We start from the raw sequence: 18,531 nt of genomic DNA on the forward strand, positions 1-18,531 counted from the left end.
GATGTTTGCAGGTTTGAAGACCGCGCGGCGCTTCGCGGCGCTCATACTGGCGGGCCTCGCGCTCTGGTCGGCGCCCGCTCATGCCGGGGGCAACCAGCCCTATGACGTGACGCTCACCGGCTATGTCGTCGAGGCCTCGGGCAAATCGATGCCGCTGGCGAAGGACGTCACGCTGAAGGAGCACGACATCGTGTTCTCCGGCAAGCTGGCCTGGTTCAGCACCGCCGACCTTGCCGCCCCGGTCTCGTTCGATGCGGTCGGGGCGAAGTTTGCGGTCACGCAGGATGCCGTGCTCCGCCTCGCCGTGGGCCTGCGCGGCGGCGATCTTGCCGATCTGCCCAAGACCACCCGCACCTTCTGCGATGCCAGCCGCCACAACATGGCCAAGGGGCTCGCCAATCTGGCGACCGCGGGCATTCTCTCGCTCGGCGCGCGGCTGCGCAGCGATACGCAGGTCTGCCTTGTCGACAAGGACGCCAACGGCGATTTCGAGAGCGCCTTCATCATCGGCACGAAGAAGCCCGAGGACCGCCACCTCGTCGCGATCGAGCCGGTCCGCTACGTGTCCCGGACGCTGACACCGATCGACGGCGATTCCGTGCTCGAAGTCGAATACCTCGATGGCGGCGCGCTGACTGGCCCCAAGTTCTGGCTGAACATGCGCGTGAAGGGCGAGAAGTTCCAGTTCGCGGCGCTGCACATGTTCCAGCTGGGCCGCTTCGGCTGGCGCACGCGCGTGCCGATCGCGCAGTCGATCAAGGTTGCCAAGCTGCCGACCACGTTCCTGTTCGGCGCGGCGAGCCTCACCGTCACGAAGATCGATCCGGTGACGCGAGCGGCAACGGTCGATCTTCTGACGGACTTCCGCCTCGACGGGTTCGTGATCGAACCGACGCCGCAGACGATTTACATCTACTACTGAGCCTCAGGCAGTCGGCACCACCAGATACTTCTCGCCCGTGCGCCGCGCGTTGTACTCGGCGACGGCGGCGGGTTCCAGCATGCCTTCAAGGCTGACTTCGGCCTTGTAGTGGCTGGCGAAGGTGGTGGTGAGATCGCGCGCGACGCGGGCGCGCATGCGGCCCACTGTGTCCATGCCGGCCTTGGCCATGAACGGCGTCAGCAGCCAGCCGCCGAGATCCCAGGTGAGGCCGAAGGCGCGATTGAGGATCGTCGGCCCGAGATCGAGCGCGCCGTAGATGTAGACTTTCTTGGCCACCGAGGAGCCATAGCGGCTGAACGCGGCGCCCCGGCTGGCGGAGGATTCCATCGCGGCGAGGATCTGCCCTGCGAGCGTGCCGCCGCCGATCGGATCGAAGCCGAGCATCGCGCCGGTTTCGTGGATTGCATCGACAAGCGCGGCCTGGAAGCCGGGTTCGGTCATGTTGAGTACATGCGTTGCGCCAAGGCCCTTGAGCAGCGCGACCTGCTCTTCGCTGCGCACGATGTTGACCAGCGGCACGTTGTCTTCCTGACAGATGCGCACCAGCATCTGGCCGAGGTTGGACGCGGCGGCGGCGTGGACGAGGCCGGTGAAGCCTTCCATCCGCATCGTCTCGACAAAGCCCAGCGCGGTCATCGGATTGACGAAGCTGGAAGCAGCCTGCGCGGCGCTCACGCTGTCATCGACGGGAAGGCACATGCCCGCCTCGGCATAGGCGTAGCTGGCATAGGCGGTGCCCGGCACGCAGGCGACGCGCTTGCCCATCAGCGCCTGCGCGGCAGGGCTGTCACCAGCGGCGACGACGATCCCCGCCGCCTCGTTACCCGCCGGCATGTCGAGCCCGTGGCGCGCGGTCATCGCGCGGGTGGCATTGTCGGGCATCTTCGCCACGACCTTGCCGGGGCTGTAGGCGGCATTCGCGGTATCGGCAGAGGCGAACAGCAAGCCGAGGTCTGAAGGGTTGATCGGCGTCGCCTCGACAGCCACGAGGACCTGGCTGCCGGTGGGGGCCTCCCACGTCTTCGGTACGATCTGGACGGTCAGCGTGCCGTCCGCATCGAGTCGGGTGGTGAGCTGTTTGCCGGAAAATGCCATGGTTCTCTCCTGATTGCGGCCGCGCCGGGTCTGTCCCGCGCGGGTTTCAATCCGCAACTTAACGGCTCAATCGGCCGGGTAAAGCGCGCGCATGAAATAGAGGCCATCGGGAGGCGCATTGTGGCCGAGGCGTTGCCGGTCGCAAGCATCGAGCGCATCGCGCAGATCGGCGGCGCTCCACCGCCCCTCGCCCACCATGGCAAGGCAGCCGACCATCGAGCGCACCTGATGATGGAGGAAGCTGCGCGCCTCCGCCGCAACGATAACGTGATCCCCTTCGCGCCGCACGGAGAGGTGGCGCAGCGTCTTCACCGGGCTCGCCGACTGGCATTGCGCCGAACGGAATGTGGTGAAATCGTGCCGCCCCACCAGCACTTGCGCGGCGTGGTGCATGGCGTCCGCGTCCAGCGGCTGCGCGATGCGCCACGCCCGCGACGCTTCCAGCACCAGCGGCGCGCGGCGATTGGCGATCACGTAATCGTAGGACCGCCCAATGCATGAAAACCGCGCGTGCCAATCGTCCGGCACTACCACGCAATCGAGCACCGCCACCGCCTGTTCCGCCAGCCGCAGCCGCGCGTTGAGCGCCTCGCCCATGCGGAACGGCGGCAGGGGCTTCTCGCTATCGAAATGCGCGCGCATCCCCCGCGCATGCACGCCTGCATCGGTGCGCCCGGCGGAATGCAACGTGACCGGATGGCCGACTACGCTTTCCGCCGCGTCCTCGAACGCCTGCTGCACGGAAGGCCCATGCGCCTGCCGCTGGAAGCCCATGTAGGGTCTTCCATCGTATTCGAGCGTGAGGGCGTAGCGGGTCATGCAATCACCCAAGCTGTGTGCCGGCCGGGATCGCCCGCCCGCGCAGCAGGGCGGCGGTCTCCATCGCCGGCTTGCCCGCGCGCTGGATCAACGTCGGCACCAGCACACCTTCGCCGCAGGCAATCGCGAGTCCGTCATCGAGCGTGGTTCCGGGCTCGCCACTGCCCGGCTGGATCGTAGCACCCAGCACGCGGTACCGCTCGCCCTCAAGCTCGAAAAACGCCCCCGGCGCCGGCGCAAAGGCGCGCACCTGCCGCTCCACCTCGATTGCGCTGCGGGTGAAATCGAGCCGGCTCTCCGCCTTCTCGATCTTGTGCGCATAAGTAACGCCCTCCTCCGGCTGCACCACCGGGGGATGCGCGGGCAGATTGGCCAGCACCGCAACCATCAACGCCGCACCCTTCTCCGCCAGTTCAGCGGAGAGTTCACCCGCCGTCTTGCGCGCCACCGGCGTCTCGACCGTGGCCAGCATCGGCCCGGTATCGAGCCCGCGCTCCATCTGCATGATCGTCACGCCGGTAGTCTCATCCCCCGCCAGAATCGCCCGTTGCACAGGCGCCGCCCCGCGCCAGCGCGGCAGCAGCGAGCCATGGACATTAAGGCACCCCAGCCGCGGTGCATCGAGCACCGCCTGCGGCAGGATCAGGCCATAGGCGGCGACCACGCCGAGATCGGCTTCCAGCGCCGCGAACGCAGCCTGCTCGTCTGCGCCCCTTAGCGAAAGCGGCGTGTAGACTGGAATCCCCAGCGCCTCCGCCGCGCGGTGCACCGCCGAAAGCTGGAGTTGCTTGCCCCGCCCCGCCGGACGCGGCGGCTGGCTATAGGCGGCAACCACCTCATGCCCCGCCGCGACCAGCGCATGCAAGGTCGGGACGGCGAAATCCGGGGTTCCCATGAAGACGATGCGCATAACGCTCAAAAGGGCCTTTCGTTTGCGTGGCGTGGCCCTATCTCTCCCCCCATGGCATCGCAAGAGATCGAGGCGCTGGCGAGCGCACTGGCGCGGCTTCCCGGCCTTGGGCCGCGTTCGGCGCGGCGCGCGGTGCTGTGGCTGATCAAGCGGCGCGAGACGAGCCTTGTCCAGCTGGCCGAGGCGTTGGAAGGCGTGCGCGCACGGCTGGTGGAATGCAGCACGTGCGGGAATGTCGATACGGCTAACCCTTGCAGCATCTGCACCGATCCGCGCCGCGATGCCCGCGCGCTCTGCGTGGTGGAGGAAGTCGCCGACCTGTGGGCGCTCGACCGCGCTCGGCTGTTCACCGGGCGTTACCATGTCCTTGGCGGACGACTCTCCGCGCTGGATGGCGTCGGGCCGGAGGATCTTTCGATCGGCCAACTCCTAGTGCGGCTTGAGGCAGGCGGGATCGATGAAGTGGTGCTCGCGATGAACGCAACGCTGGAGGGTCAGGCCACTGCCCACTATATCGCCGAACGGATCGACACCCTGCCTTTGCGCGTCACGCAACTGGCGCACGGCCTGCCGGTGGGCGGCGAACTGGACTATCTCGACGAAGGCACCCTTGCGCAGGCGCTGCGGGCGCGAAGGCCGGTCGGGTAGCACCTTGCGAGTCGGGCGCGCGTTGCTTATCTGCGCCTCATGGCTATCCGCGAAATCCTCGAAGTCCCCGATCCGCGCCTCAAGCAGATCTCCGCGCCCGTCACCGTGTTCGACGAGGAGCTGAAGACGCTCGTCGCCGACATGTTCGAGACGATGTACCACGCGCCCGGCATCGGGCTGGCCGCCGTCCAGGTCGGCGTGCCGCTGCGTGTGCTGGTGATCGACCTGCAGCCCGACGATCCGGATGCCGAGCCGGTGCCCTGCGCGCACGACGGGCATCACCACCATCATCAGCCGACGAAGCGCGAGCCTCGGGTCTTCATCAACCCGGAGATCCTCGATCCTTCCGAAGAACGCCGCGTCTACAATGAAGGCTGCCTCTCGGTGCCCGAAATGTACGCCGAAGTGGAGCGCCCCGCGCGCATCCGCGCCCGCTGGCAAGACCTCGACGGCACGGTCCACGAGGAAGAGATGGACGACCTCCTCGCCACCTGCCTGCAGCACGAGATGGACCACCTCGAAGGCGTGCTTTTCATCGACCACCTCTCGCGCCTCAAGCGGCAGATGGTGCTGCGCAAACTGGAAAAGATGCGCCGCGCGGCGTGAGCTCCACCCCGCTTGCGCTGCCGGTAGAGTCAGGATAAGTTCACGCTTCGTTCCTGTATTGGAGTCGGCGTGGATACCACCCTTGTCTTTGTTTTTCTGATCATTGCGCTGCTTGCCGGCCTCGCCGTGGGCTGGTTCCTCGGCGCGCGGCCGCTTGGCGAACTGCAGGCGCGCCTCGCCGTCCGGGATGCCGAGGCGAAGGATCTTGACGAGAAGTTCCGCCGCGCGATCACCGAACTCGCCGCCGCCAGCGTCAAGGCCGGGCAGCACGATGCACTGGCCGCCGAAGTGACCACCGTGCGTGAGGAACGCGATTCGCTCGCCGCCGGTTTCGCCGCCGCGCAGGAACGCGCTGCCGAGGCAGACCGCATGCGCCCCGAACTCGCCGCGCTGCGCGCCGACCGGGAGGCCTTGCGCGCCGAACTGGAGCGGATGAAGGCCGATGCAGAAAACTTCGCCGAGCAGAAGCGCCTGCTGATCGAAGCGCAGGAGACCTTGCGCAAGGAATTCGAGAACGCCGGGCACAAAGTTCTCGAACGCGCGCAGGAAGCCTTCCTCGCCCGCGCCAATGCGCGCTTTGCCGAAAGCGAGAAGACCAGCGAAGCGCGGCTGCAAGCCGTGCTGGAGCCGGTCGGCGCGCGGCTGCAGAAATACGAGCAGCAAGTGCAGGACCTTGAGGCCAAGCGCGTCGATGCCTTCGGGCAGCTGACGGGGCTGATCGAGGGCATGCGGCAGGGCCAGGAAGCCGTGCGCACCGCCGCGCTGCAGCTCGGCAACTCCTTGCGTAACGGCCCCAAGACGCGCGGGCGCTGGGGCGAACTGCAGCTGCGCAACGTGCTTGAGCAATGCGGGCTGGCCGAACACACCGATTTTGTCACCGAGCATTCGGTCGATACCGAGGACGGGCGGCTGCGCCCCGATGCCATCGTCAAGGTGCCGGGCAACAAGATCCTCGTGATCGACGCCAAGGTCTCGCTCAACGCCTATCAGGACGCCTTCGAGGCGGCGGACGACGATGCGCGCGGCGTGGCGCTGGCGGCGCATGTCCAATCGATGCGCAATCACATCCAGACGCTGGGCGCCAAGAGCTATCAAAGCCAGTTTGATGAGGCGCCGGACTATGTGCTGATGTTCGTGCCTGGCGAGCACTTCATCGCCGCCGCGCTCGAACGCGATCCGGGGCTGTGGGACTTCGCTTTCGAACGCCGCGTGCTGCTGGCCTCCCCCACCAACCTCGTCGCCATCGCGCGCACGATCGCGCAAGTCTGGCGGCAGGACGGCCTGGCACGCGAAGCGCGCGAGATCGGCAAGATGGGCGGCGAGCTTTACGACCGGCTCGCGGTGGCGGCGGAACACCTCAAGCGCGTCGGCTCCGGCCTCGACAGCGCGGTAGGGCACTACAACAAGTTCGTCGGCAGCTTTGAACGTAACGTGCTCTCCGCCGGGCGCCGCCTGCGCGACAAACATATCGAGATCGGCAAGCGCGAGATCGAAGATGTGCCGTTGATCGAGACAGCGCCGCGACACGCCGAAAGTGGTGAGGCAGCAAAGCTGGCGCTGGTGGAACCTGAGGACAGTTCAGCCGTAGTAGGCGAAGAGGCGCCGGAGTAGCGTTCGCCGCGTGCTTCTGGACAGGGCCAGCGCCTTCGTGCGACCCCTTTCGCGAAGGCGCAGGTCAGCAAGGATCATCCATGAAGGCAAGACACGCAGCGCCGGGCCTGATCGCGCTGGCCCTCCTTGCCGGCTGCGGCGGGAAATCCGCGCCGACCGAAGCCCCCTCAGCCTCATCTTCGGCGAGTGCTCCGGCCAGCCCGGCTCCAGCCCCTTCTGCAGCAGCGCCAGTTGCAGCAGCCTCACCTGCCGCACCATTGATCAAAGCCGCCAGCTACCCGCCGCGCGACGATTGCGCCGGTCTGCCCGGCTGGACGGACTTTCGCGCGAAACTGAAACAGGCGGTTGCACAGCGCGATACGGCGGCGCTGGCGGCGCTCGCTGATCCCGCTGTGAAACTCGATTTCGGCGGGGGCTACGGCGTCACAGAGTTGAAGAAGCGGCTGACCAACAAGGAATACCGGCTGTGGGACGAGATTGCGGCGGTTCTGCCGCTGGGTTGCAGTTCATCGCCGGTGGAGGGACAGGGCAAGAGCGCCAGCATGCCTTGGATTTTCGAGAGGTCGCCGCAGGATGTTGATCCTTATGCGGCCATGCTGGTCCTTGGCCCCAGCGTCCCGGCTTATGCCAAGCTAAGCTCGGCATCGTCGGTGATCGGCACGCTCGATTGGGCGCTGGTAGCGGTCCAGACCTATCCGGAACCGGGCAAACCCCTCGCCAAAGTGACGCTGCCCGATGGCAAGAGCACCGCCTTTGTCGAAACCGCCAAACTGAGAAGCATCATCGACTACCGCGTACAAGCTACGCGCGGGAAAAACGGCTGGCGCATTGACGCAATCATCGGCGGCGATTGAACGGTCGCCGTCCTACCCCCTCCGCTTCGTCATCCCCGCGAAGGCGGGGAAGGGGGCGTGGGCGCTGTGGATTCTCTGGATTGCCGTCTGCGCGGGAATGACGAAGATGGGTTTAGGGCACTTATTCGCCCAGCGCCGCCAGCACCTCATAGGCCAGCACCGCCGCTGCCACCGCCGCATTGAGGCTGTCGGCGCGGCCCTTCATCGGCATCGTCACGCGCAGATCGCAGGCCATCTCATACTCTTCCGGCAGGCCGCGCGATTCGTTGCCGACCAACACGAAACATGGCGCCGTGTACGGCGCACCGCGATAGGGCACCGCCTCACGCAAGGACGCCGCGACCAGCTGGCCCGGCCCGGCGCGCAGCCAGCTCTGGAAATCCTCCCACCGCGCTTGCGCCAGCGGGACGGTGAACACTGCGCCCATGCTCGCGCGCACGGCTTCGACCGAGAAGGGATCGGCGCAATCGTCGAGCAGGATCACGCCGCCCGCGCCCACCGCATCAGCCGTGCGCAGCATCGTGCCGAGGTTGCCGGGATCGCGCATGGCCTGCGCCACCAGCCAAAGCGGGGCCCGCGCGCGGTCGAGCGCTTCGAGCCGGGTGTCCCATTCGGCGAATACGCCCGCAACCGCCTGCGGATTATCCTTGCCGGTCACCTTCGCCAGCAAGTCCTCGGGCATTTCGATCACATCGCCGCCCGCGCGCGCCACCGCCGTTTCCAGCGCATCGAGCAAGGGATGCCCTTCGCGCCCTTCGGCCATCATGAGCAGTTCGGGCAGGCGGCCGCATTCGCGCGCATCGGTCAGCAGGCGCAGCCCCTCGGCGAGGAAGCGGCCCTCGCGCTTGCGGTGCTTCTTTTCGCGCAGGGCGCGGACGGCCTTGATGGTCGGGTTGGAAAACCCGGTGATCTGACGGCGGGTCACAAGCCGCTCAATCTTCGCCGAAGCCGTCCTTGACGAGCCCGGCGACCTTCATCAGCACGCCCTGCGCGTCAGGTCCGGTCACGACGATCTCAACCGAATCGCCTTTCGCCGCGCCCAGCATCATCAGGCCGAGGATCGAGCCGCCCTGCGCTTCGGTCCCGTCCTTGATCACCAGGACTTCCACCCCTTCGGGCAGGCGCGCGACGGCATTGACGAACTTTGCACTCGCCCGCGCATGCAGGCCGCGCTGGTTGACGATGAGGACCGTTTCGCGCGCCGTTGTAACATCAGATGAGTTGGCAGCGGCGTCGTCAGTCATGCTCAGGCGTCCTGCCCCAGAAATTCGGATGCAATCGTGATGTAGTTGCGCCCGGCATCGCGCGCCGCGGCGGTCGCCTCGCGCACGCCCATTGAATTGCGGGCCTTGGCGAGGCGGATCAGCATGGGCAGGTTGATGCCCGCGATCACTTCGACCTTGCCCGCTTCCATCAGCGAGATCGCGAGGTTGGACGGTGTGCCGCCGAACAGGTCGGTGAGCACGATGACGCCCTCACCGCTATCCACGCGGCGGATCGCCTCGGCGATTTCCTTGCGGCGGCGCTCCATATCGTCGTTGGGGCCGATGCAGACCGCGACGATATCGGGCTGGCGTCCGACGACATGCTCCATCGCGTGGATGAATTCATCGGCAAGGGCGCCGTGGGTGACGAGGATGAGACCGATCATGCTTGGCGGTTCATAAGGGGGGGTGGCTCCGAAGGGCGACGCGGCGATGTGCCGCGTTCAGGCTGGGCAATTTCGGTCGAGGCTGGTGCCGCATCCGGCTGAATGCCCGATCGGTCCCGCCAACTTCCAGTGCATGCCCATTCCCCCGGTTCCCTGCCTGTCTCCCCGGATGGACGGCAGATGTCTCTTGTTTTCACGTCTGCGCGCCTTCGACCATGTCGGCAGCGCGCGACCCCAGGTTGCGATGCAGCAATGTGGGAGAAAATCCCGCCTCGCGCAAGGCTGAAGCGATTTGTTCGGCCATGAACACCGAACGGTGGCGCCCGCCGGTGCAGCCGAAGGCGATGTTCACATAGGCCTTTCCCTGCGCCTGGAAGCGCGGGAGCAGCAGCAGCAGGAGATCGCGGATCCGCGTGAAAGCCTCGCTAAATGCCGGATCGCGGCGGATATAATCGCCGACCGGCGCATCCTTGCCGGACATGGGCCGCAAGACATCGTCCCAATGCGGATTGGCGAGGAAGCGCATGTCGAACACGAGGTCCGCCAGCGGCGGCGTGCCGCGCGAAAAGCCGAAGCTGCTGATGGTGAGCGTGGTGCGCTGCGGCGTATGGCTGCCGAACTGGTCGCGAATCGCCTGCTGCAGATCGTTGGTGGAAAAATCGGTGGTGGAGATCACCACGTCCGCCCAGCGGCGCAGCGGCTCCAGCAGTTCGCGCTCTGCGGCGATGCCGGTGGCGGCGGGCTTGTCCTCGCTCATCGGATGGCGGCGGCGGGTTTCGTTGTAGCGGCGTTCAAGCTCGGACCCGCCGCAATCCAGAAACAGCGTGGTGAGCGCAAGATCGCCGCGCGATGTGAGCCGCTTGACCCGCTCGATCGTCCTGGCGGGATCGAAGCCGCGGGTGCGCGTATCGAAACCGATCGCAAGCGGGGAACCCGCATCCAGCTGCGCCGAACCCGGCTCGGTCTCCAGCAAACGGTCGAGCAAGCGGATCGGGAAGTTGTCGATGGCCTCCCAGCCCATGTCCTCCAGCGTGCGCAGCGCGGTGGTCTTGCCGGCGCCGAGTACGCCGGTGACGAGCAGGATGCGCTGCCGCGCTTGTTCCGGTTCCGACTCAGCCGACATGGCGGGTGGTTTGCGCCAGCCGAGGCGCGAAGGAAAGACCGCATCGGTGCAACGGACGTGGGTAAGCGCGCGGCTCTGTTCCGCTTTGCGACATCCGGCTCAATCGACGAGGCCGAATGTGCGCAGGGCCAGTTCGGCGCGCAGATGGAGGACAGGGCCGTCAGGCCAGAGCCGGACCTGGGGGATAAGCGCGCCGTGGCGCGTGACGACTTCGGCCACCTCGATGAAGCGCGGGCCCTCGCGGTCGAGCGCGATCACCAGCGCGACCGGCACGCCGCGCGCGGTGGGCATGGTAACGAGGCCAAGGCCGCGCACCTCGAGCAGGCCGGCCGTTTCGGGCACCGGGCTGGCTAGCAGCCGCGCGCCATCGCGTTCGAGCGTGACGCCATCATCCCCCACCAGCACCGCACCGCGATCGATCAGCGCGAGCGCGAGGCTCGATTTGCCCGCACCCGGCGGTCCCTCGATCAGCACCGCGCGGCCCTCGATGGCGACGCAGGTGGCCAGATGCTTGATCGTCTGCTTCACTCCTCGTCCTCCCCGGCCATCGGCAATTCAAGCACCAGTTGCGCGCCGGGCTCGCCGCCGGGACGGTCGGTGATGGTGAGCGAGCCCTCGTGCGCCTCGGCAATCGTGCGCGCGATGGCGAGGCCAAGGCCGCTGTGCGCGCCGAAAGCCTCGCTGGCGGGGCGCACGGAATGGAAGCGCTCGAACACTTTCTCGCGCTCGGCCGGGGGAATGCCGGGGCCATCGTCGCAGACGGCGAGGAAGACGCGGCCCTCGCTGCCCCAGACGACCACTTCGACGGTGCCGCCGGGCGGGGAGAAAGAGACCGCATTGTCGAGCAGGTTCTCAAGCACACGTTCGAGCTGCAGGGCATCGCCGCGCACCATCGCGGTGCCGCCGCCGCGCACCATACGGATCGGGCAGGCCTCACGATCAGGCCGCGCGCCGCGTGCGCCGACAACATCTCCGGCCAGGCCCCCCAGATCGAGCGGGGCGAATGTGGCGCGGCTCAATTGCGCATCGATGCGGCTGGCATCGGCGATTTCGGTGATCAGCCGGTCGATCCGCTGGACATCGTGCGCGGCAATTGCGGCCAATTGCTGGCGCAGCGCCGGGTCGTCCACCTTCTCCATGGTTTCGAGCGCGCTGGATAGCGAGGCCAGCGGGTTCTTGAGCTCGTGCGCGACATCGGCGGCGAAGCTTTCGACCGCATCGATGCGCTGGCGCAGCGCGGTGGTCATATCGGAAAAGGCGCGGGCAAGCAGGCCGATCTCGTCGCCGCGTTCGGGCAGGCGCGGCACCACCACGGCGCGATCACGCCCGAGCCGCACGCGCACCGCCGCGCGGACCAGCGCCCGCAGCGGCTGGACGATCGTGCGCGCGAGAAACAGCGAGAGCTGGATCGAGAGCAGGAAGGCGACGCCGATAATGATCCCCAGCGACTGGCGCGCATCGCGGACCGATTGGGTGACATCGGTCGCATTGCGCAGCGCGAGCAGCATCTCGCCATCCGTCCCGACCGGGGTCGCCGCGGTGATCACCGGGGTGCGATCGGGCGCGTATCGCAAGTAGACCTCGGTCGCCCGTGCGGTGCGGGCGCGCGCGATCTCCGGCCAGTTGGCCGCGCCCGTCTCGGGCGGTTCGCGGTAGCGCTCGATCACAGGGGCGCCGACGATGAAATCCACGCCGCGATCGAGCAGCCGCGCGGCGGTGGTGTACCAGGCCTCCTTGTCCGGATCGGCGAAGGCGAAGGGCGGCGGGGCAAGGCGGAAGCTGTCCGCGATCAGGCCGCCTTTCGCGTCATACAGCGTGAGGCGCAGCTTTTGCGCAGTGCCGATTTCGGCAAGCACTTCGCGGGCCTTGGCTGGACGCGCTTCGGTGAGCGCGGTGGCGGCAATCTCCGCTTCGGCGCGCGCCAGCTTGAAGCGTTCGGCGAGCAACTGCTTGCGGTAGCTGTCGAGGTAGAAGAACGAGCCGGCCAGCAGCGCCAGCGCAATGCCGTTGACCGCGAGAATGCGCACCGTGAGCGAGACACCGCGCACGCGCCAGGTGCGGCGACGCTGACCCGCACGGGCGGACTCGGGCGCCAGATCAGGAATCGGTAAAACTGTATCCGGCGCCATAGAGCGTCTCGATGGCGGCAAATTCGGCGTCTGCCGCGCGGAACTTGCGCCGCAGCCGTTTGATGTGGCTGTCGATGGTGCGGTCGTCGACGAAGACGTCGTCGTGGTAGGCCGCGTCCATCAGCTGGTTGCGCGTCTTGACCACGCCGGGGCGCAGCGCGAGCGCCTCGAGGATCAGGAACTCGGTGACGGTGAGCGAAACCGCCGCGTCATCCCAGGTCACCGTATGGCGCGCCGGATCCATCACGAGGCGGCCGCGGCGGATCGGCTCGGGCAACGGCTGCGCCTCCTCGCCCGGCTCGGCCGGACCCGCCGCATCGCTGCGGGCAATTTCGGAGCGGCGCAGGATCGCACGGATGCGGGCGATCAGCAGGCGCTGGCTGAACGGCTTGGCGATGTAGTCGTCAGCCCCCATCGCAAGACCGAGCGCCTCATCGCCTTCCGCATCCTTGCTGGTAAGGAAGATGACCGGAAGCTGGCTCTTCTCGCGCAGGCGGCTGAGCAGTTCGAGCCCGTCCATGCGCGGCATCTTGATATCGCAGATGGCCAGGTCCGGCGGGTTTTCGATCAATGCCTTCAGCGCGGCGGCACCATCATAATAAAGGCGCGTGGCAAAGCCTTCGGCCTGCAGCGCGATCGAGACGGTGGTGAGAATGTTCCGGTCATCGTCCACTAGCGCGATCACGCGGGGATCATCGCCGCTGCGCGCGGGCGCGCGGAGCGCGGAGGGAGCCGGAGATTGCGATGCGTCGGACAGGGCGGCTTCCGGTCTGGCTGGCGGCGAGGCAGAGCCCAATCGATTACCGGTTCACCTCGCGGCTGGCAACCGGTGCGGGAACCGGTCGGGTTTGCGGGGCAGTTGTACGCGGTGCAACTTGCTGCGCAAAAAACTTGGTTGCCGCGAGGGCATTTGACGCAGCATGGCCGGGTGGCTATGCGCCAAAACGGACTCAGCGCATTCGTATGCAAAACAGCAGCGGATTCGCCGGCGGACGAAAGCATCTGGGTGTGATTGCAACGCGGGGCCCTGCCTCGCCCGGAGCCCCAACCGGCCCGGGCAACTGGCAGACCTGCCATGGGAGACCGATCTGTGTCTGATACCGCATTGAACGTGAGCCTGGCCGAACAGGGCCTTCCCGAGCCGGCACAGATCTTTGCCAACCTCGGCACCGCGCCGCTGGTCGAGCATGCGATCCGCAATGGCGAAGGCGTGCTTTCGGCAGATGGCCCGTTCGTCGTCGCCACCGGCAAGCACACCGGGCGCAGCGCGAAGGACAAGTTCTTCGTCCGCGATGCGGAGACCGAAGACACCGTGTGGTGGGGCAAGACCAACGTCAGCATGACGCCCGAGCAGTTCGCCGTGCTCAAGGCCGATTTCCTTGCCGCGCTTGGCGGCCTCGACAAGGCCTATGTCGCAGACTTGTTCGGCGGTTCGCAGCCCGAATATCGCGTTTCGGTGCGCGTGATCACGCAGTTTGCGTGGCATTCGCAGTTCATCCGCACCCTGCTGGTGCGCCCGACGGCGGAAGAGCTGGCGAGCTTTGCGCCGGAATACACGATCATCGACATCCCGAGCTTCCGCGCCGATCCCGCGCGCCACGGCTGCCGGAGCGAGACGGTGGTTGCGGTGAATCTCTCCGAGAAGCTCATCCTCATCGGCGGCACTGCCTATGCGGGCGAGATGAAGAAGTCGGTCTTCGGCATTCTCAACTATCTGCTGCCGGTGCAGGGTGTCATGCCGATGCACTGCTCGGCCAATATCGGTGCTGACGGCACTACGGCGGTGTTTTTCGGGCTTTCGGGCACCGGCAAGACCACGCTTTCGGCGGACGCCAGCCGCACCCTCATCGGCGATGACGAGCATGGCTGGTCGGACACGGCAGTCTTCAACTTCGAAGGCGGCTGCTATGCCAAGATGATCCGCCTTTCGGCTGAAGCGGAGCCCGAAATCTTCGCGACGACCAAGCGCTTCGGCACGATCCTCGAAAACGTCGTGATCGATCCCGAAACCCGCATGATCGATCTCGATGATGCCTCGCTCGCCGAGAACAGCCGCGGGTCCTACCCGATCGATTTCATCCCGAACACGAGCGAGAAGAACCTCGGTCCGGTCCCGTCGAACATCATCTTCCTCACCGCCGATGCCTATGGCGTGCTGCCCCCGATTGCGCGGCTGACACCCGATCAGGCGATGTACCACTTCCTTTCGGGCTACACCGCGCGCGTTGCCGGCACCGAAATCGGCGTGACCGAGCCGGAAGCGACGTTCAGCACCTGCTTCGGCGCACCGTTCATGCCGCGCCATCCCTCGATTTACGGCAACCTCCTCAAGGAGCGCATCGCCAAGGGCGGGGTGAAGTGCTGGCTGGTCAACACCGGCTGGTCGGGCGGCCTCGCCACGATGCCGGGGATCAAGCGCATGCCGATCAAGGCGACCCGCGCGCTGCTCAACGCCGCGCTCGACGGCAGCCTCAACAGCGCCGACTTCCGCATCGATCCCAACTTCGGCTTCGAAGTGCCGGTGGCTGTGCCGGGCGTGGACACTGCCCTGCTCGATCCGCGCGGCGCCTGGGCCGACGGCGAAGCCTATGACCGCACCGCGGCCGAGCTGGTGCGCAAGTTCATCGACAACTTCGCGCAGTTCGCCGACCATGTCGACGAAAGCGTGCGCAACGCGGCACCGATTGCGGCATAAGCAAGAAGACGACAATCCTATCTGGCGTGAGGCCTCGCCCCGTGCGAGGCCTCTTTTTTGTGCCGGTGTCGGCCAGTCGTTGCTGTCGCAACGACGACGGCGGGGTAAGGGCGCGCTCCTCGTTCTAAAAGGTGTTTACCCATGGCCGCGCATTCGATCCGACTTTTTGCCGATGATGCGGCGGTGCGGCATGTGGGCGAAGGGCTGCTCGCGCGCACTTTGCCCAAGCCGGAGTGGACGCACGAGGCGCATCTGGCTGCGTGCCTGTGGCTGATCCGCGAGCGGCCGGACTTTGCGCCCGAGCAGGACCTGCCCGGCACCATCTGCGCCTACAACGTGGCGGTCGGCGGCGAGAACACCGACAGCGCAGGCTATCACGAGACACTGACCCAGCTCTACATCAAGGGCGTGCGCGCCTTTGCGGATACGCTGGCGGAGGGGACATCGCTGGTCGGCGCGGTGAACGCGCTGCTCGAAAGCGAGATCGGCGACCGCCAGTGGCCGCTGTGCTTCTATTCGAAGGAGCGCCTGTTCAGCGTGGAAGCGCGGCGCGGATGGGTGGAGCCGGATCTGGCGGCGGTTTCGGAATAAAGGGTTCGCGCAGAGATCGCAGAGGCGCGGAGGTGCAGCGCTTTGCGGCAAGGCCGCTCTCCTCTTTTGCACTGCGATGATAAGAAAGGCCTGCGGCCGGGCACACCCTCTTTGCGCCTCTGCGATCCCTGCGCGAAAAATCCTTCTACCCTCAAGCCGTCCGGCGCGGGACGAAGGGATAAGTCCGCCGCTCGATCACTTCCTGCACCGCGCGGTGGGCTTCCTGGATTGCGGCATCGGTGTGCGGGCTCGCCGCCGCATCGCTGTTGGCAATGCTGACAAGGCCGAACGGCTGACGGCCGATCACGCAGGGCCGGTTCGGGCTCTCGCTGTAAACCCAATCCACCGGATCGTAGATCGAGTTGTAGGTATACGAATAGCCGTGGCCCCAGCGGTTCACGGTGATCCCGGCAATATCACGCGCGGCATCGAAGCCCGCAGCCCCCAGCATGCGCTGCAATTGCCGCCGCGTCTCGCGCTCGAAAGTCTCGAAGCTCATCGCCAGCAGTTCGGCGCGGCCGACGCGGTGCTGATCGCGGCGGGGCAGGCCGGGCTTGTTCATATATTTGACGAGGTGGAGCACCACCGGCTCGTCAGGCGATTGCGGGTGCTTCAAGTCGCCGAGGCTGACCGCTTCGGTAAGGCCGACTTCCTGGTGGAACATCGTCGGGCAATGGAAATTCGCAGCACCCAGCTTCACGAAGGGCCGCCAGTTCGTCACCGCCACGCTGGTGTAGACCATCGGGCCTTTCACCCCATAAGCCAGCGCCTCCTTCTGCGCGGCGGGCAGTTCGGGCATCATGTAGGGGATCGCCATGTTCCAGCAGGCCATGATCACGGCCTTGCCGCGCACTTCGACGAGTTTGCCCTGCTTGGCATAGTGCACCGCCACATCGCCCGCCGAAGCGGGATCGCCGCGATGCGCGACATTGAGGACGACGCTGGAGAGGCGGATGCGGGTGGGCGTACCGGGCAGGTCGAGCGCACTGTAGTCGATCACGGCCGTGCCCATGTCCTCCTGCGTGCGGGCCGTCGTCGCCTCGGGCACCAGCCTGGAAACCAGCAGCCGCGCCAGCGTCGCGTTGCCATCGGGGAAGTGGATCGACTTCTCGCCCTCGCGCTGGCGGCCGTGCTGGCCGCCGGGGAGATCGGCGAAGAGGTCCGCCGGCACTTCGCCCAGCGCCATGCCGGAAAAGCCTGGGTAGCCCTGCACCCATGCAAACAGCGCGGGCACGGCATCGCCGCCGACGCAGAAGCTCGCCATGCCGATGTTCTGGAACAGCCAGTAGACCTGTGGATCGACGCCGACTTTCTCGGTGAGGAACTCCTTGTAGGAATGGCGGGCGAGCCAGTCCTTCTTCGCCGCCTGATCGAGGCCCGGCAGATAATCGGGCTGCGGCTTGGCGAAGAGGCGGGCGAGATCGGCGCGCGCCTTGGGGCCGAGGGGCGCCTTCTCCAGCTTCTCAGGCTCGATCGCACCGCCGCGCCAGCCGCCGCCCAAGGCGAGGACCACGTCCCTGCCGCCGAAGGTCTCGGCATCGAAGACCATGCCGTGGCCCATGCCGAGCGACTTGTAGAGACCCGCGTTGGCCGTGTTGTCCCGCTCGTAGCGCGCGATATCGACGCCGATGTCATCGAGCAGCACGCGCGACCACTTGTCGTACCGGCTGGGGCTTTCGATGTTGAGCGTGCCGCCGTTGCAGACGAGCAGGCGGCCCCCCACAGTGAATTCGTTGCGCTTGGCGTGCCCGCCGAAATCGTCGTGGTTGTCGAGCACCAGAACTTTCGCGCCGGGGCCGACACGCTTCTGGAAGAAGTGCGCAGCCGACAAACCAGAGAGGCCGCCGCCAACCACGATCAGGTCATAGACCTCGCCGCTTTCCTCGGCGTCGGCCAGCTTGAGCGTGCCATCGCGCAGCATGTGCGCCGCCTCATAGGTGCCGGCGTGCGAGCCGCGCATGCCCTGCCGCGCGGGAGGATAGGGATTGGGATCGATCTCCGGCGTCATGACGGCCTTGGCGCGGGCGGCAGAGGCGAACGATGTGCCGGGAATGCCGGCGGCCAGCGCCCCAGCGGCAACTCCGTTCACGAAATCGCGCCGGCTGATGGCGCGGTCCATTCCCAGCTGCCGATCTTCGCTCTTCATGTCGCTTGCCCCCTGCATGGCCCTTGCTGCGCAGCTTTGCGCCGCTAGGGGAGCTTGTCCAGCCTTCCCCCCGATTTCAGGGGAACCTCAGGCGTTGAAGGCAGGCATGGCGCGCAGCAGGTTATAGGCCTCGACCACCGCCTGAAGGCGGCCCTCATAGGCCCGGTCGCCGCCATTGCGATCGGGGTGGAAGCGGCGGACAAGCTGCGAATAGCGCGCCCGCAGTGCCTTGCGATCCGCATCGAAGCCGAGGCCCATGGTTTCGTAGGCCTTGCGCTCGTCCGGCCCGATGCCGCGCCGCGCCGCTTCCTGCCGGTGCAGCGCATCCTCGCGGCGCGCCTTGGCGCGCTGGGCGATGGCATCGAGCGGATCGGCAAAATCGTTCCAGCGAGGGGCCTGATCGATCCCGGCGGTAGGGCGGAAGGCGCGCGTCTCGGTCGCCCAGCCGGCCAGCGGAGACTGCGCCGCCATGATTTCCTCCGGCGTCATGCCCTTGAAGAAATCGTAGCCCGCGTTGAACTGGCGCACGTGCTCCAGGCACATCCAGCGATAGTCGCCCGGACCATCGGCTCCTGCCGCACGAGCGCCGGGCGCGCGGAACTCACCCGGCTCGCTGCAACCCGGGGCAGCGCATTGCCGTCCGGTGCCCTGCACCCGGCCATGGAAGCGATCATGTCTCATTCGGCTTTTCACATGGAGATGGATCGGCC

Annotated in this window: 19 protein-coding genes; 7 read left to right on the plus strand and 12 right to left on the minus strand. The window is 66.8% G+C overall.

Annotated elements, in window-relative coordinates; translation table 11 throughout:
* The first annotated feature begins 1 nt into the window (after position 1).
* Positions 2-922 carry a hypothetical protein gene (locus tag ACODS2_RS06255; RefSeq protein ID WP_488998038.1) on the plus strand — a complete coding sequence of 307 codons (921 nt, stop codon included), beginning with the start codon at positions 2-4 and terminating at the stop codon, positions 920-922.
* Between the two features lie 3 nt (positions 923-925).
* Here ACODS2_RS06255 and ACODS2_RS06260 read toward each other — a convergent pair whose 3' ends face one another.
* The 3 genes from ACODS2_RS06260 to fmt form a co-directional block, all read right to left on the minus strand.
* Positions 926-2,038: an MDR/zinc-dependent alcohol dehydrogenase-like family protein gene (locus tag ACODS2_RS06260; RefSeq protein ID WP_488998039.1), complete on the minus strand. Its 1,113-nt coding sequence runs from the start codon at positions 2,036-2,038 to the stop codon at positions 926-928.
* A gap of 66 nt (positions 2,039-2,104) precedes the next feature.
* On the minus strand, positions 2,105-2,857 hold the full coding sequence (gene truA / locus ACODS2_RS06265) for a tRNA pseudouridine(38-40) synthase TruA (RefSeq protein ID WP_488998040.1): 753 nt from the start codon (positions 2,855-2,857) through the stop codon (positions 2,105-2,107).
* Between the two features lie 4 nt (positions 2,858-2,861).
* Positions 2,862-3,767 (minus strand): methionyl-tRNA formyltransferase, encoded by a 906-nt coding sequence (gene fmt, locus ACODS2_RS06270; protein ID WP_488998041.1) that lies wholly within the window; start codon positions 3,765-3,767, stop codon positions 2,862-2,864.
* A gap of 51 nt (positions 3,768-3,818) precedes the next feature.
* Here fmt and recR point away from each other — a divergent pair, with 51 nt between their 5' ends.
* The 4 genes from recR (at position 3,819) to ACODS2_RS06290 (ending at position 7,486) form a co-directional block, all read left to right on the plus strand.
* On the plus strand, positions 3,819-4,415 hold the full coding sequence (recR, locus tag ACODS2_RS06275; RefSeq protein ID WP_488998042.1) for a recombination mediator RecR: 597 nt from the start codon (positions 3,819-3,821) through the stop codon (positions 4,413-4,415).
* A 39-nt stretch (positions 4,416-4,454) separates the two neighbouring features.
* Positions 4,455-5,021 carry a peptide deformylase gene (def, locus tag ACODS2_RS06280; RefSeq protein ID WP_298172384.1) on the plus strand — a complete coding sequence of 189 codons (567 nt, stop codon included), beginning with the start codon at positions 4,455-4,457 and terminating at the stop codon, positions 5,019-5,021.
* A gap of 69 nt (positions 5,022-5,090) precedes the next feature.
* Positions 5,091-6,632 carry a DNA recombination protein RmuC gene (locus ACODS2_RS06285; RefSeq protein WP_488998043.1) on the plus strand — a complete coding sequence of 514 codons (1,542 nt, stop codon included), beginning with the start codon at positions 5,091-5,093 and terminating at the stop codon, positions 6,630-6,632.
* Positions 6,633-6,712: 80 nt separating this feature from the next.
* Positions 6,713-7,486 carry a hypothetical protein gene (locus ACODS2_RS06290; protein WP_488998044.1) on the plus strand — a complete coding sequence of 258 codons (774 nt, stop codon included), beginning with the start codon at positions 6,713-6,715 and terminating at the stop codon, positions 7,484-7,486.
* A 121-nt stretch (positions 7,487-7,607) separates the two neighbouring features.
* Here ACODS2_RS06290 and ACODS2_RS06295 read toward each other — a convergent pair whose 3' ends face one another.
* The 7 genes from ACODS2_RS06295 to ACODS2_RS06325 all read right to left on the minus strand — a co-directional run bounded on the left by ACODS2_RS06295 (position 7,608) and on the right by ACODS2_RS06325 (position 13,074).
* Positions 7,608-8,411: a TrmH family RNA methyltransferase gene (locus ACODS2_RS06295; RefSeq protein ID WP_488998045.1), complete on the minus strand. Its 804-nt coding sequence runs from the start codon at positions 8,409-8,411 to the stop codon at positions 7,608-7,610.
* 7 nt (positions 8,412-8,418) lie between these two features.
* The gene (locus ACODS2_RS06300) at positions 8,419-8,730 is read right to left on the minus strand and encodes an HPr family phosphocarrier protein (protein WP_298172392.1); all 312 of its coding nucleotides are present in this window, start codon (positions 8,728-8,730) and stop codon (positions 8,419-8,421) included.
* Between the two features lie 2 nt (positions 8,731-8,732).
* A complete protein-coding gene (locus ACODS2_RS06305) occupies positions 8,733-9,137 on the minus strand; it encodes a PTS sugar transporter subunit IIA (RefSeq protein ID WP_488998046.1) in 405 nt (134 codons plus the stop codon).
* Between the two features lie 193 nt (positions 9,138-9,330).
* Positions 9,331-10,260 (minus strand): RNase adapter RapZ, encoded by a 930-nt coding sequence (rapZ, locus tag ACODS2_RS06310; protein ID WP_488998047.1) that lies wholly within the window; start codon positions 10,258-10,260, stop codon positions 9,331-9,333.
* 99 nt (positions 10,261-10,359) lie between these two features.
* Positions 10,360-10,788 (minus strand): HPr kinase/phosphorylase, encoded by a 429-nt coding sequence (locus ACODS2_RS06315; RefSeq protein WP_488998048.1) that lies wholly within the window; start codon positions 10,786-10,788, stop codon positions 10,360-10,362.
* On the minus strand, positions 10,785-12,389 hold the full coding sequence (locus tag ACODS2_RS06320) for a sensor histidine kinase (protein WP_488998049.1): 1,605 nt from the start codon (positions 12,387-12,389) through the stop codon (positions 10,785-10,787). Before ACODS2_RS06320 ends, ACODS2_RS06315 begins: the two co-directional genes overlap by 4 nt.
* Entirely contained in the window at positions 12,358-13,074 is a 717-nt protein-coding gene (locus tag ACODS2_RS06325) for a response regulator transcription factor (RefSeq protein WP_298172407.1), read from the minus strand. Before ACODS2_RS06325 ends, ACODS2_RS06320 begins: the two co-directional genes overlap by 32 nt.
* Before the next feature lie 390 nt (positions 13,075-13,464).
* Here ACODS2_RS06325 and ACODS2_RS06330 point away from each other — a divergent pair, with 390 nt between their 5' ends.
* On the plus strand, positions 13,465-15,084 hold the full coding sequence (locus ACODS2_RS06330; protein ID WP_488998050.1) for a phosphoenolpyruvate carboxykinase: 1,620 nt from the start codon (positions 13,465-13,467) through the stop codon (positions 15,082-15,084).
* A gap of 141 nt (positions 15,085-15,225) precedes the next feature.
* The gene (locus ACODS2_RS06335; protein ID WP_488998051.1) at positions 15,226-15,675 is read left to right on the plus strand and encodes a hypothetical protein; all 450 of its coding nucleotides are present in this window, start codon (positions 15,226-15,228) and stop codon (positions 15,673-15,675) included.
* Positions 15,676-15,826: 151 nt separating this feature from the next.
* Here ACODS2_RS06335 and ACODS2_RS06340 read toward each other — a convergent pair whose 3' ends face one another.
* Entirely contained in the window at positions 15,827-17,821 is a 1,995-nt protein-coding gene (locus ACODS2_RS06340; protein WP_488998052.1) for an NAD(P)-binding protein, read from the minus strand.
* A gap of 87 nt (positions 17,822-17,908) precedes the next feature.
* Complete coding sequence (locus ACODS2_RS06345; RefSeq protein WP_298171273.1) at positions 17,909-18,502, minus strand: J domain-containing protein; 594 nt, start codon at positions 18,500-18,502, stop codon at positions 17,909-17,911.
* Positions 18,503-18,531 lie beyond the last annotated feature (29 nt).

The sequence above is a fragment of the Novosphingobium sp. FG137 genome (assembly GCF_057809735.1).